The sequence below is a fragment of the Actinoplanes sp. NPDC048791 genome, assembly GCF_040650095.1.
In the GTDB taxonomy this organism is placed as follows: domain Bacteria; phylum Actinomycetota; class Actinomycetes; order Mycobacteriales; family Micromonosporaceae; genus Actinoplanes.
The window spans coordinates 1-13,728 of the sequence record NZ_JBEZGQ010000118.1; the positions used below are offsets into that span (position 1 = coordinate 1).

Annotated in this window: 10 protein-coding genes; 7 read left to right on the top strand and 3 right to left on the bottom strand. The window is 70.2% G+C overall.

Translation table 11 applies throughout. The annotated features are described in order from the left end of the window. Positions 1-72: 72 nt before the first annotated feature. Complete coding sequence (locus tag AB0C29_RS11985) at positions 73-1,416, bottom strand: ricin-type beta-trefoil lectin domain protein (protein WP_360818889.1); 1,344 nt, start codon at positions 1,414-1,416, stop codon at positions 73-75. Between the two features lie 26 nt (positions 1,417-1,442). Beyond that, complete coding sequence (locus AB0C29_RS11990; protein ID WP_360818892.1) at positions 1,443-4,997, bottom strand: ThuA domain-containing protein; 3,555 nt, start codon at positions 4,995-4,997, stop codon at positions 1,443-1,445. A gap of 363 nt (positions 4,998-5,360) precedes the next feature. On the opposite strand from AB0C29_RS11990, the gene AB0C29_RS11995 reads away from it, so the two are divergent. From AB0C29_RS11995 to AB0C29_RS12015, 5 genes are read left to right on the top strand one after another with little or no spacing between them, the layout of a single operon-like run. Then, positions 5,361-6,869, top strand: coding sequence for a sugar ABC transporter ATP-binding protein (locus AB0C29_RS11995; protein WP_360818894.1), 1,509 nt, complete (start codon positions 5,361-5,363; stop codon positions 6,867-6,869). Beyond that, positions 6,869-7,843, top strand: coding sequence for an ABC transporter permease (locus AB0C29_RS12000; protein ID WP_360818896.1), 975 nt, complete (start codon positions 6,869-6,871; stop codon positions 7,841-7,843). The genes AB0C29_RS11995 and AB0C29_RS12000 overlap by 1 nt, the downstream gene beginning before the upstream one ends. 2 nt (positions 7,844-7,845) lie before the next feature. After that, positions 7,846-8,832: an ABC transporter permease gene (locus AB0C29_RS12005; protein ID WP_360818899.1), complete on the top strand. Its 987-nt coding sequence runs from the start codon at positions 7,846-7,848 to the stop codon at positions 8,830-8,832. After that, positions 8,829-10,013, top strand: a complete 1,185-nt coding sequence (locus tag AB0C29_RS12010) for a substrate-binding domain-containing protein (RefSeq protein WP_360818902.1) — start codon at positions 8,829-8,831, stop codon at positions 10,011-10,013. Before AB0C29_RS12005 ends, AB0C29_RS12010 begins: the two co-directional genes overlap by 4 nt. A 4-nt stretch (positions 10,014-10,017) precedes the next feature. Continuing rightward, positions 10,018-10,908, top strand: coding sequence for a sugar phosphate isomerase/epimerase family protein (locus AB0C29_RS12015; protein ID WP_360818905.1), 891 nt, complete (start codon positions 10,018-10,020; stop codon positions 10,906-10,908). 98 nt (positions 10,909-11,006) lie between these two features. On the opposite strand, the gene AB0C29_RS12020 is transcribed toward AB0C29_RS12015, so the two are convergent. Beyond that, positions 11,007-11,960 (bottom strand): serine hydrolase domain-containing protein, encoded by a 954-nt coding sequence (locus tag AB0C29_RS12020; RefSeq protein ID WP_360818908.1) that lies wholly within the window; start codon positions 11,958-11,960, stop codon positions 11,007-11,009. Between the two features lie 74 nt (positions 11,961-12,034). Between AB0C29_RS12020 and AB0C29_RS12025 the strand changes: the two genes are divergently transcribed. Both AB0C29_RS12025 and AB0C29_RS12030 read left to right on the top strand, forming a co-directional pair. Then, complete coding sequence (locus tag AB0C29_RS12025; protein ID WP_360818911.1) at positions 12,035-12,601, top strand: sigma-70 family RNA polymerase sigma factor; 567 nt, start codon at positions 12,035-12,037, stop codon at positions 12,599-12,601. Continuing rightward, a complete protein-coding gene (locus tag AB0C29_RS12030) occupies positions 12,598-13,575 on the top strand; it encodes a hypothetical protein (RefSeq protein ID WP_360818914.1) in 978 nt (325 codons plus the stop codon). Before AB0C29_RS12025 ends, AB0C29_RS12030 begins: the two co-directional genes overlap by 4 nt. Positions 13,576-13,728 lie beyond the last annotated feature (153 nt).

Genomic DNA, 13,728 nt, shown 5'->3' on the forward strand with positions numbered 1-13,728 from the left:
CCGCCCCTTTGTGTCCTAATCCCCGGGGGGCCGGGGGCCCCGGCCCCCGCGGGGCCCGCCTCTGGGCGATCGTTACGCCGCGGCCCAGCGTTGGTTGGCGCCGCTGTGACAGTTCCACACGATGACCGCCGACCCGTTCGCGGTGCCGGCGCCGTTGACGTCGAGGCACAACCCGCTCTGGCCGTTGCTGATCGTGCCGTTGCTGTTGCGGTTCCACTGCTGGTTGGCCCCGCCGTTGCAGTCCCAGATCTGCACCCGGGCGCCGGCTGCGGCGTTCGCGGGCACGTCCAGGCACTTGCCCGTCACCCGCAGGGTCTGCCCGTTCTGGGTGAACTGCTGGTTGGGGTTGGTGTGGCAGTCCCAGATCTGCGTCTGGGCGCCGTTGGCCGTGCTGGCCCCGCTGACGTCCAGGCACCGGCCGGACCCCTCGTTACGCAGCCGGTTGCCCGTCGGGTTCGGCGGGGGAGTGGTCGGATCCGGCGAAGGACCGGTGCCTTGGAACTGCGCGAAGAACCGCCACACCTCTGCCTTGGTCCAGGTCCGGACGCCGTCCTCGCAGCCGGAGCACCCGTCGACCGGGCCCGGCCCGTGGCCGCTGTCGTAGGCGGCCCACTGCACCGGGTATCCCGCCCGGCAGGCGTAGAGCGTGGTGACGTGCTGCCCGCTGCCCGGTGACGGCTCGCGTGGGTTCTGCGCAGAGCAGCCGTTGTTCCGGACGAACGTGTCACGCAGCGCCCGTCCCTGGGAGATGTTGAGGACGTTGTCCGAGACGCCGTGCAGGCCGAAGTACGCGATCGGCTGGGTGCCGCCGCTACATCCGCTCAGCTGCGCCCCGGAGTAGGCCGCGACCGCGCGGAAGACGTTGGCCCGGGCGCAGGCGAGGGCATAGCTCATGCCGCCGCCGTAGCTGAACCCGAGGGCGAAGCGCTGCGTCGTGTCGACACAGAGGGTCTCGTCGATCCGCCGGATCATGTCGTCGACGAAGGTGACGTCCTGCCCACCGGGGTTGGCCCAGCCGTTGCCGTTGCCCTGCGGCGCGACCAGGATCGCGCTGTTGTTCGACTGCTCCTGCATGCCGTAGTAGGACCAGGCACTGCCGCTGGTCCCGCCCGAGGCGACGTCGTTCATGGTGCCGCCCCGCCAGTGGAAGGCGAAGATCAACCGGTACTGGTTGTTGCTGTTGTAGTTGGCGGGGACCCGCAGGATGAAGCTGCGATTCTGGCCGCCGCTCTGAATCGTGTGGGTGCCGCTGTTCAACCCCGGGGCCTTGCCGCACCCGGCCGTGGCCGCGAGGGCGACGGTGTCGGCGGACGCGGCCGCCAGCCGGATTCCGGTGACACCGACGCCGGCGAGAACCAGAGCCGCGGCGACGGCTATCGGCGTACGCCATCTGTGCCTATTGGTGCCCTGTCGCATTGCTGCTTCCTTTCGATGTGGTGGGGCTATGCGGCGGTGAAGCGCCACTGCTGATTGGTGCCGCTGTGGCAGCCCCATTGCAGGAGGCGCGCGCCGTCCGTCGTGGCCGCGCCGTTGACGTCGATGCACAGTCCGCTGGGGACGCTCTTGACGGTGTAGACGCCCGCCGTGGCGGTCGCTGTCACGAGGAACTTCTGCTGGTTGCTGTTGTTGCAGGTGAACTGCTGCAGGAACGCGCCCTGGGCGGTGGAGCCGCCGGTGAGATCGAGGCACTTGTTGCTGTGTCCGGCCTTGAGGTAGACGGCACCGCCACCGGCGTCGACGGCTTGCCACTTCTGGTTGTTGCCGCCGGTCGCCGCCCACTGGACGATCTGGGCGCCGTCGGCGGTCGACGCGGCGCTGACGTCGATGAGCTTGCTGCTGTGCTGGGCCGTGACGGTCCAGGTGCGGCCGGCCACTCCGCCCGGGTCGGGCGCGCCGGTCCCCACGCCGCTGCCGCCGAAGGTGAACGAGTCGACGTCGAACAGGCTGGTGGCGGAGCCCTTGAAGACCATGTACAGCGTTTGGGATCCGGCCAGGGCGGTGGTGTTGACCGCCGGCGTGGACTGGTAGTTGTCCCAGCCGCCGGTGTTGGGCACCGGCGTGGTGGCCAGCAGCGTGCCGGTCGGTGAGCCGGCGCGCAGCTCGATCGATCCGCCGCTGTTCGGTGACGACACCCGGTAGCTGACGCTGGTGATGCCGGACAGGCTCATCGGGCTGAACGCCACCCAGTCGTTGTTGGAGACGTCGCCGATCCGCTTGCCGCTCTCCGCGGCGGCCTGCTCGACGACCCGTACGCCGGACTGGCTGCTGTAGTACTCCGCCTGCTTGTGTTTGGGTTGCAGGACCGCCTGGGCGTATCCGGTGAGCGGGCTCGCGCCACCGGCACCGCCGTCGTCGGTGTAGCGGGCCCGCAGGACGTAGTACAGGTTGGCGCCGTCGGGGTGCCCGCCGAGCAGGTCCGTGGCGATGGTGCCCGAGCAGCCCGGATAGTCGGTCGTCTCGTGCTGGTGGTCGTCGTGGCCCAGGGCCGGGTTGACCAGGACCTTGGTGCAGTCGATGGGTGCGCCGCCCGGATCGGACACGGTGACCGTGTACGGGACCCGGTCGCCGAAGTTGAGCATTCCGCCGTTGGCCGGCACGGTGATCGTGACCACCGGTGCGGTGTTGCCGACCGTGATCTGCACGTTCGCGAAGGACGCCTTGCCGGTGTTGTCGGTGACCCTCAGCTGGGCGGCGTAGTTGCCGTTGGCGGTGTAGACGTGTGACGGATTGGCCGCCGTGGAGGTGGTGCCGTCGCCGAAGGTCCACAGGTAGCTCAGGGTGTTGCCGGGATCGGGATCGGTCGTGCCGGCGCTGCTGAACTGCACCGTCAGCGGCGCGTTCCCGCTGGTGGGCGTGCCTGTCGCCTTGGCGATCGGGGACCGCCCGCCCTGGATGTAGTCGATCCGGTAGAGGCCGGAGTCGTTGTTGCCGCCACCGAAGTTCGAGCCCCACTCCAGCACGTACAGCGAGCCGTCCGGGCCGAACTCCAGGTCCATCGGCTTGATGAAGTTGCCCGCGGGCAGGAACGGGTTGGTCCGGGTGACCGCCGAGGCGGAGTCGAAGTGCACTTCCTTGATGTAGTTGCGGGTCCATTCGTAGAAGAAGTGGACACCGTCGTAGTACGGCGGGAACTTCGTCGCCGACGGGTTGGCGGCGTTGTAGCGGTAGACCGGTCCGCCCATCGGGCCCGACCCGCCCGAGCCGAGCTCCGGGAACGTCGGTGAGGTGCCGTAGCCGTACCACATGTTCGGGGCGACGACCGGCTTGAGACTGGTCAGGCCGGTGTTGTTGGGTGAGTTGTTGACCGGTGCCGCGCAGTTGAACTTCGCGCCGACGACGCCGGTGTCCGGGTTGAACGGCGCGTACGGCTGGTTGTTGCCGTGGCAGAACGGCCAGCCGTAGTTGCCCGGGGCCTTGATGACGTTGAGCTCGACGAGCCCCTCGGGGCCGCGGTTGGTGGTGGCGCCACTGCGGTCGGGGCCGTAGTCGGCCAGGTACACGTGGCCGTTGGCCGGGTCGATCGAGAAGCGGAACGGGTTGCGGAAGCCCATCGCGTAGATCTCGGCCCGGGTCTGCGCGGTGCCCTGCGGATAGAGGTTGCCGGTCGGGACGGTGTACCCGCCGCCGGCCGAGGGCCGGATCCGCAGCAGCTTGCCCCGCAGGTCGTTGGTGTTGCCCGCGCTACGCGCGGCGTCGAGGTTGGCCTTGCCCGCGCGCCAGTCCAGCGGCGCCCAGCCCTGCCAGTTCGGGTCGAGGTTGGGTGGCGTGTCGTCACCGGTGCCGATGTAGAGATTTCCGTCCGGCCCGAACTCGATGTAGCCACCGGTGTGCCCCGGCTCCGGGAAGGTGCGGTCCCGGTACGCCGGGATGTCGATGATCGTCACCTGGCTGGACATGTCCAGGGTGTCGCCGGTGAGCGTGAAGCGGGAGACCCGGTTGACGTCGGTGGTACTGCTGGCCGGCGAGTGGTACAGGTACACGTAGCCGTTGCTGGCGAAGTTCGGGTCCAGGGCCAGCCCGGTCAGGCCGTCCTCGCCGCCTGTGTAGACACTCAGCGTGGCGGCGGTGACGGTGCTGTTGGTGGCCGGCCGGAAGATCTTCACCTGCCCGGCGCGCTGGACGTAGAGCACCCGCCCGTCGGGAGCGACCGCCATCGCCATCGGGTCGGCGGTGTTGTCGTCGAGCGTGCGCTTCTCGAAGTTGCTCCAGACAGTGCCACCGCAGTCACCGGGCTCGGTGCCGGCCGCCCACTTGACGCCGCCGAGGACGTGGTTGCGGAAGGAGGTCTCGCTGTACGACGCGATCGCGTGACCCATTCCGGTGGCCCACACCCGGCCGCCGCCGGTGTTGCGGCACCAGGAGATCGGGTGATCGGCCCCCATCGCCCGCGGGCCCGGGTTGTACGTCCGCTCGTCGGCGGTGACCAGGACGTGGACGTCGCCGCGCGGGTTGCGGTCGAAGTTGTACCACTCCTCGCTGCGGTTCCAGCGGTCCGGCAGGCCGACGGTGGACGGGTGGTTCTTGTCGGCGACGACCGCGGTGCCGGGCAGCACGCCGGGGGAATGCTCCGGCATGTGCGCGCCGGCGTTGATCGTCTGGTCCCACCACGGGTACTCGGCCTCGATGCCCATGTCCGTGGCGTTGTGGACAGCGACGATGCCTTTGCCGGCGGCCAGGAAGCCCTCCACCGCCTGGCGCTGGGCCGCCGTGGTCCACACCATGCCGGAGGTCTGGAACATGACGAGCACGTCGAAGGTGGCCAGGTTGGCCGGGGTGAAGGCGCTGGAGTCCTCGGTGTGCACCACCTCGAAGTTGTTGGCGGCGGCCTGTTCGGTGAACATGGCGACGCCGGCGGGGATCGAGTCGTGGCGGTAGCCGGTGGTCTTGGTGAACAGCAGAGCGCGGAACGCTGGAGCCGCTGACGCCGGTGGAACGGCGACCAAGAACGACAACAGCAGACCCGCTATCGCCCCGATGATCAATGTGCTGCGACGCATGCCGTCTCCTGTACTGGCCGGGGGATGGGGCTGAGGACCACGGGCACGCGGCGCTGACCTTCGGACGGCCCGGGAGCGCCGGGCGTACCGAAGGCGTGCGTGTGCCGGTCAGATCGTCATGCCGTCCGCCGCGACGGGCAGTCAGGTTCCTCCGGGACCGGGCGCAGCGTCGTGTCGAACGCCGTCGGGTCCCGTGGTCTGCCCGGCCAGCATGCGTTCACCCATTGCCGAAAGTCAATACGACTACGGTCGGGCCAATTCCGTTACACATTTTTGTGGGCTGATTTTGTCGAAAGGAACATCTACGCTGTCGACCAATTCCACTATTGATCCTTTGGTGACCACGCATCGTAGGGGCCGCTGATGTCTGACGCTCTGCCGTCGCCGCTGCTCGCGCTGAAGGGCATCGGGAAATCGTTCCTCGGCGTGCGCGTCCTCGGCGGGGTGGACCTCGATGTCGTACCGGGCGAGGTGCATGCCATCGTCGGTGAGAACGGCGCCGGCAAATCCACGCTCATGAAGATCGTGTCCGGCGGGTACGCGCCCGACGAGGGCACGATCGAGTTCGCCGGCGCGCCGCGACGGTTCAGCGGCCCGCGTGACGCCCAGCGGGCCGGGATCGGCATCGTGCACCAGGAGTTCAACCTGCTGCCGGAGCGCACCGTCGCCGAGAACGTGTACCTGGGCCACGAACCCGTGCGCCGCGGGCTCGTCGACCGCAGGGCCATGCGCGAGCGCACCGCCGAGCTGCTGGCCTCCATCCGGGAGAGCTCGCTGCCACCCGGGTCCCGGGTGGGTCGTCTCGGCGTCGCCCGGCAGCAGATCGTCGAGATCGTCAAGGCGCTCGCCCTGGACGCGCGGCTGCTCATCATGGACGAACCCACCGCGGCCCTGGCCGACAACGAGGTCGAGCGGCTCTACGCGCTCGTCCGGCGGTTGCAGCAACGGGGGATCGGGGTGCTGTACGTCTCGCACCGCCTCAAAGAGGTCTTCGACCTGGCCGACCGGATCACCGTGCTCAAGGACGGCCGGCTGGTGACCACCGTGGACGCCGCGGACACCGACCCCGGTCGGCTGGTCCGGCACATGGTCGGCCGCGACCTGTCCAGCTACTACCCCGACCGGGCCGCGCCGGACGAGCCCGGCCCGGTCCGGCTCACCGTCCACAACGGAGCCAACCGGAAGCTGCGCGACATCGATCTGCGGTTGCGGGCCGGTGAGGTGCTCGGCGTCGGTGGCCTGCAGGGCTCGGGGCGCTCGGCGCTGGCTCGCGCTCTGTTCGGCGCCGCGCCGTTCACCACCGGCGAGGTCACGCTCGACGGCCGACCGGTCCGGCTGCGCTCGCCGCGCGTCGCGATGCGCGCCGGCATCGCCTACGTCACCGAGGACCGCAAGGGCGAGGGCATCGTCGCCGGGGCGTCGGTGCTCGACAACGCACTGCTGGCCGGGCGGGCTGTGCTGCCCACCTGGCGGGGCCGCGCCGCCCGTACCGCCCGGGTCCGCGACCTGCTCGCCGCCGTCGACGTGCGGGCCGCCACGGAGGACCAGGAGATCCGCTTCCTGTCCGGCGGCAACCAGCAGAAGGTCGTCCTGGCCCGGTGGCTGGCCCTCGGGCCCGGGATCCTGCTGTTCGACGAGCCGACCCGGGGCATCGATGTGGGCGCCAAGTCGGCGATCCACGACCTCGTCCGCCGCCTGGCCCGCGACGGTGCGGCCGTACTCATGATCTCGTCGGACCTGCCCGAGCTGCTCGGGATGAGCGACCGGATCATCGTGCTGCGCGACGGCCGGATCGCCGGCGAGCTGCCCGCGGGCGCCACCGAAGAAGAGGTCCTCACCCTCGCCCTCGGCACCGTGCCGGCGGCGGCCTGATGAACACCGCACTGACCCTGCCGGCCCGGCGGACCGCACCCGGCGTCTTCGTCGCCCTGGCCATGACCCTGGCGGTCGGCTGGCTGGTCGTCACGATCGACGGCGGGCAGCTGTTCAGCCAGCCGACGACGGTGAGCCTGCTGCACGTCGCCGCCGGCCTCGGGCTCGTCGCCGTCGGCCAGACCGTGGTCATCATCGGCGGCTCGCTCGACCTGTCCGTGGCGTACGTGGTCAGCCTCAGCACCCTGGTCGCGGCGGAGGCCATGGCCGGCAGCAATGCGGGGCTGCTGCCGGGTATCGCGCTGGCGCTCGGGGTCAGCGCCGCGATCGGGTTGCTCAACGGCGTGCTCGTCACCAAGGCGAGGATCAACGCGTTCATCGCCACCGTGGGCGTCGGGCTGCTGCTGAAGGGCTACCTCGACAACGGCTACGACGGCCCGGCGGGCCGCACCGCGCCGGCTCTCGTGCAGAGCCTCGGATACCAGCGCATCGGCCCGGTGCCCGTGTCGTTCCTGCTCCTGCTGGCCGTCGCCGTCGCGACCTGGGTCGTTCTCACCCGTACGCGCTTCGGTCACCATCTGATCGCCGTCGGCGGTGACCCGCAGGTCGCCCGGCTCTCCGGCGTACGCAACGACCGGGTGCTGATCACCGCCCACGTGCTGTGCTCGCTCTGTGCCGGACTGGCCGGCATCTATCTCGCCAGCCGGCTCGGCTCGGGCGCGCCGCGGGTGGGCACCGAGGGACTGTACGACCTGGAGTCGATCGCCGCGGTGGTCCTCGGCGGCACCGCCCTGGCCGGGGGGAGCGGCGGTGTGGCCGGCACCGTCGGTGGTGTGCTGCTGCTGGCCAGCATCGACGCCATCCTCAACCAGCTCGAGGTCGACGCCTTCGTCAAGCAGGTGATCCGCGGCGTGATCATCATCGCGGCCGTCGCCGTCTACGCCCGGCGCGCCCTGCGGAAGGCGGCGTCGTAGCCATGCAGCTCGCCGAACGTAGTCGGCTCCGGGTGCGGTTCCGCCCCGGCGGCCTCGCGCCGATCCTGGTGATCCTCGCGGTGTTGCTGGTACTGCTCAGCATCCGCCAACCGGACTTCCTCTCCCCGCCGTCGCTGATGTCGTTCCTCGGCCGATCGGCGCCGCTCATCCTGCTCGCCGCGGGTCAGTACTTCGTGATCGTCGCGGGCGAGTTCGACCTGTCCGTCGGCTCTCTGGTCACCGCGCAGGTCGTCGTGGCCGCGCGGCTCATCGACAGCGATCCGTCGCGTACCTGGCCGGTGATCCTGCTGCTGCTCGCGTTCGGCGCAGCCGTCGGTCTCGTCAACGGCGTCATCACCACCCGGCTGCGGGTGTCCTCCTTCATCACGACCCTGGGCATGTACCTGATCCTCGTCGGCGCCGTCTACCTGTGGTCCGACGGCGCCCCGAAGGGCGGGCTGTCCGAGGAGTTCCGCCGGTTCGGCCGGCGGGCGTTCGAGGACGTGTTCCTGCTGGGTCGGATTCCGTACGCGTTGCTGATCCTGGTGGCCGTGGCCGCCCTGGCCGTGCTGCTGACCCGTGCCGACTTCGGCCGGACCCTCGTCGCTGCCGGCGGCAATCCGCGGACCGCCGAGCTGAGCGGGGTACGGGTCCGGCACGCCAAGACCCTGGCGTTCGTGCTGAGCGGACTGGCCGCCGCGGTCGCCGCGATCCTCATCGGCGGCTACAGCGGTGTCTCCTTCCAGGCCGGAGCCGGTCTGGAGTTCGGCGCCATCACCGCGGTGGTCCTCGGCGGCGTCGCCCTGGGCGGGGGCCGCGGTTCGGTCGTCGGCGCCATGCTCGGTGCGCTGACCCTCGAGACGCTCTTCACGCTGATGAATTTCTACGGCGTCTCCGGCGCCCTCCGATCGACGGTCCAGGGCGCGATCATCCTGCTCGCCGTGGCCGTCTCGGCCATGCGTTCCGTTCCAGCTAAGGGGATCCAGTGAGACGTTCCACAGCCGCCCTGGCGATCGGTGCCGTGCTGGCGCTCGCCGGCTGCGCGACCGACGAGCCCACCGCCGTCGCCTCGGGCGCCGCCTCGCAAGCAGCCGGGTCCGGCACCGGGGCACAGTCGAAGTTCTTCGTGCAGGCCGACTACGACAAGGAACTCGCCCTGCTCGGCGCCACCCCGACCGGGCCCGCCGGCAAGCCGTGGGAGCAGGTGCTCGAGCCGAGCATGGTGGAGACGGCCAAGTTCAAGAAGCCGGGACCGTACAAGATCTGCTTCTCGAACGCGGGCCTGAACAACCCGTGGCGCCAGGTCGGTTTCAAGACCATGCAGGCCGAGGTGGAGACGCACGGGCGCCAGATCAAGCAGTTCGTCCACGTCGACGCCGAGGGCAAGGACCAGAAGCAGATCGCCGACATCAACGACCTGCTGGGCAAGGGCTGCGACGCGCTCATCGTGTCGCCGAACACCACCGCGACCCTCACCCCGGCCGTCGAGGCCGCCTGCGCCAAGGGTCTGCCGGTCATCGTCTTCGACCGCGGCGTCGACTCGACCTGCCCGGTGACCTTCATCAACCCGATCGGTGGCTACGGGTTCGGCCACGTCGCGGCGGACTTCATCAGTCAGCGGATGAAGAAGGGCGGCAAGGTGCTCGCCCTGCGCATCCTGCCCGGCGTCGACGTGCTGGAGACACGCTGGTCCGCCGCCAAGGTCGCCTTCGACAAGGCCGGGGTCGACGTGATCGGCGTCGAGTTCACCGACGGTGATCCGGCCAAGACCAAGAAGATCGTCAACGACTACATCCAGCGGTACGGGACGATCGACGGCGTCTGGATGGACGCGGGAGCGGTTGCGGTGGCCGCGGTCGAAGCGTTCGTGGACGCGGGCCGGCCGCTGCCGCCGATCAACGGTGAGGACCAGCTCGACTTCCTCAAGACGTGGAAGGACAAGAACCTCACCGCGATCGCGCCGACCTATCCCACCTATCAGTGGCGTACGCCGATCATCGCCGCGTTGCGCGTCCTCAACGGCGAACCGGTGTCCAGCCCGTGGAAGCTGCCGCAGCCGACCATCACCCAGGACAACCTCGGCGAGTACATCGATGCGGACATGCCTCCGCTGCACTACGCCGTGTGCGGCTGCACGGACCTGCCCGGCTACCCGCAGCGCTGGAAGTAGCCGGTTGTACGCCATCGGTGTCAACCCGTGGGTGTGGGCCTCGCCGGTCGACGACGAGGCCCTGGCCGAGCTCGTTCCCCGGATCGCCGCGTTCGGCTTCGACGCCGTCGAGCTACCGCTGGAGCAACCGGGCGACTGGGACCCGGCCCGTACCCGGGACCTGCTGGCGGCGCACCACCTGACCGCGGCCGGCGTCTGCGCGGTGACCCCACCCGGGCGTGAGCTCGTCGCGGCGCCGGCCGCCGTGGTCACGGCGACCGTGGCGTATCTGAAGACCTGCGTGGACAACGCCGCCGTCCTCGGGGCGCCCTGCGTCGGTGGCCCGGTCTACGCCTCGGTGGGGAGGACCTGGCGCATGTCGCCGACGGCGCGCACGGCTTGCTACGCGGACTTCCGCGAGGCGCTGGCGCCGGTCGCCGAGTACGCCGGCGAGCGGGGCGTGAGCATCGGCGTGGAGGCGCTCAACCGTTACGAGACCAGCGTCGTCAACACCCTGACGCAGGCCCTCGAACTGATCGACGGCCTGCCCGCGAACGTGGGCCTCATGATCGACACCTATCACATGAACATCGAGGAGTCCGACCCGTACGCGATCCTCGGCCTCGCCGGTCCCCACATCAAGCACGTCCAGGTCAGCGGCACGGATCGTGGCGCACCCGGCAGAGACCACTTCGACTGGCCCCGCTTCTTCGGCGCCCTGCGAGCGACCGGATACCGCGGCGCGGTGTGCATCGAGTCGTTCACCGCGCTGAACGATGCGATTGCCACCGCCGCGTCGATCTGGCGCCCGCTGGCCCCCTCCCAGGACCGGCTGGCCCTGGACGGCCTGATCCATCTGCGCTCGGTCGACCGGCGCTTGGATCGACAGTCATCACTTGACGTGGACGAAACTTAACATTAACGTCAGTGAATACATCATACGTCATATGCCCTCGCGGGGCGGTTCCTGGACGGTCACGCCGACCCGTCCGGTGATTGCTCCGCGAGAGCCGATCAGCCGAAGTGGCGGCGCCCCAGCCCGATGAGGGCCGACAGCGTGTCGCGGCAGTCTTCGGCGTTCGTCATCACGGCGACAGCTGTGCCCGACGCCGGCCAGGCGAACGAGAAGCAGCTGTAGCCGGTGTTCTGCCCGGTGTGCCCGAAGCACCCGTCGCCGAACTCGGTGCCCAGGCCGAATCCGCCCGGCACCTGCGGCGTCAGCATCTGGGTGGTCAGCTCCGGCGGTAGCAGCGCGGATCCGCCCGTGGTGGCACGGTGGATCTCCAGTTCCAGCCGGACCAGGTCGGCGGGGGTGGTCCACAGTCCGGCTCCGGCCAGCTCCGGCTGGGTGTGCCAGCCGCCGGGGATGGGGACGCCGCCGCGGTGCCCGCGGGCGGCACGTTGCTGGTTCCCGTACGGGAAGCGCTGGTCGTAGCTGCTGTCGGCCATGCCCACCGGTCCGAGCACGAGCGCCGCCATCAGCTCCTCGAACGGGGTGCCGGTCACGTCGGCCAGGAGCTGCTGCAGAACGGCGTAGTGGCTGCCCGAATAGCGGAACTCGGAGCCGGGCGGCAGCTCGCGCCGGACCGCGGGCGTGTTGGCCGGCGGCTCACCCCGGAGAATCTGCCGCAGCGACGGTACGGGCTCACCCGCGGCATAGCCGGGGAACCAGTTCTTGGTCAGCCCTGCCGTGTGGGCCAGCACCTGACGCACGGTCACGGTGCCGGCTCCCGGTAGGCGCCAGGCGGACAGGTAGGCGTTGACGTCGGTGTCGAGGTCGATCGTGGCCTCGGCGACCAGCCGAAGCGTGCCGAACGCCGCGACGTGCTTGCTGATGGAGCACGCCGGGAACAACAGGTCAGGGCCGGCGGTCCAGACCTCACCGCCGGGTCCGCCCACCGCGACACCGATATCCGGAACCCGATCGGTGCCGGCGATCGCGTCGCGCCACTCCTCTTCGAAACCCATGATTCAGGAGTATGCCGCCGGGCTCGGCTGAACACTCTTCCCGGATCCGGCGAAGTAAGGGTGTGATGCACCCTGTGGAACAACCGGGCACCACGGGCTTGGACGCCGACGCTCACCTCATCGAGCGGGACTTCACGGCGATCTTCGACCGGCACTATCGCGCCATCTACGCGTACGTGGCGCGGCGGCTCGGTCCCGATCTGGCCGAGGACGTGGCGTCGGAGACGTTCCTGATCGCGTTCGATCGCCGGCACACGTTCGACCCGGCCCGCGGCGACCTGCGGCCCTGGCTGTTCGGGATCGCCTCCAACCTGGTGGCCCGGCACGTCCGGGCCGAGTTGCGGCGGTATCGGGCGCTCGCCCGGGCCGGCGGGCAGGACACCGGCCGGGCCGACAGCCACGCCGACGCGGTCGCGGGACGGCTCGACGCGGCGGCCGTGCGGGGCCCGCTCGCCGAGGCTCTGCGGCGGCTGCCGGAACCGGTACGAGCCGTCCTGCTGCTGGTCGCCTGGGCCGGGCTCACCCAGCAGGAGGTCGCCGAGGCGCTGGGCATACCCGCGGGCACGGCCAGGTCCCGGCTGCACCGGGCACGACAGGACATGCGGCAGGCGCTGGGCGCCGAGATCGAGGTGGACGAATGATGGACGAGATCAGCATTCTGCGGGAGACCTTCGGCCCGGACCCGGAGCCGTCCCCGGCAACCGAGCAGCGCGCCCGGGATGCCCTGCGAGGCCGGATGGCGCCCCGGACCCGGAACTCGTGGCGTCTGCGGGTCCCGATGGTCGTCGGTGTCGCCACGGCGGCGGCCGTCGTCGCGGCGGTGGCGATCGGCAACGCCGGTGGCGAAACCCGGGTGACACCACCGATATCGGAGCAGCGGCCGGACCACACCCAGGCGGCCGCGGCCGTGCCGTATCTGCGCCCGGTCAACGCGGCACAGGTGCTGGAGAACGCGGCGTGGACGGTCGAGCAGGAGCAGTGGACCGATCCGGCCCCGACCCAGTTCATGTACGTCGAGACCCAGGAGATGCGCAACCCGCGGGCGTACGAGCAGAAGGCCCCGAACGGGGCGCTCCGGCCCGGCAAGGCCAAGTACCGCAAGGTCCAGAGGTGGAACCGGATCGACGGTCAGGTGCAGGCGTCGATGCGCAACGGCAAGCTGGACGTGTTGCGGCAGGGCCAGGACGGCACGTACTTCGCCTTCGTCCCCTGGTCGCAGGTCGTCAAGCTGACCACGCCCGAGGCGATCGCCGCGTGGCTCGAGCATCCCGAGGGCGGCGTGATGGCGGCGCCCGACGCGCTGGCCGGCCAGTACGTGCTGCCGCCCGAGGTCAAGGCGGCCATCTTCCGCTACCTCGCCCAGCAGCCGGGCATGAAGGTCAACCCGGACGCGGTCAACCTCGACGGGCATCCGGCGATCGGGCTGGGCCGGGTGGTGGAGGGTTACCTGTCGCAGGAGCTGCTCTTCGACAAGCAGACGTACACGCTGATCGGCGAGCGTCTGGTCGCGATCAAGAACGAGGGCGGCACCGGCGACGGGCGCAAGGGCGACCTGTACCGGCAGGTGATCTATCGCAAGATGGCCATCGTCGACCGCCCGGGCGAGACCGGGTAGCCCTTGGGCGCCGGCTGGGCGGGACTCAGCCGACGTCGGTGACGGTCAGCCGGCCGTCCTTCGTGCCGCAGATCAGGGTGTCCGCGACGGCCGTACAGCCCTGCGGGCCGACGGCCTCGACGATGCCGCGCAGCTGCAGCCCGCCGGTCGCCA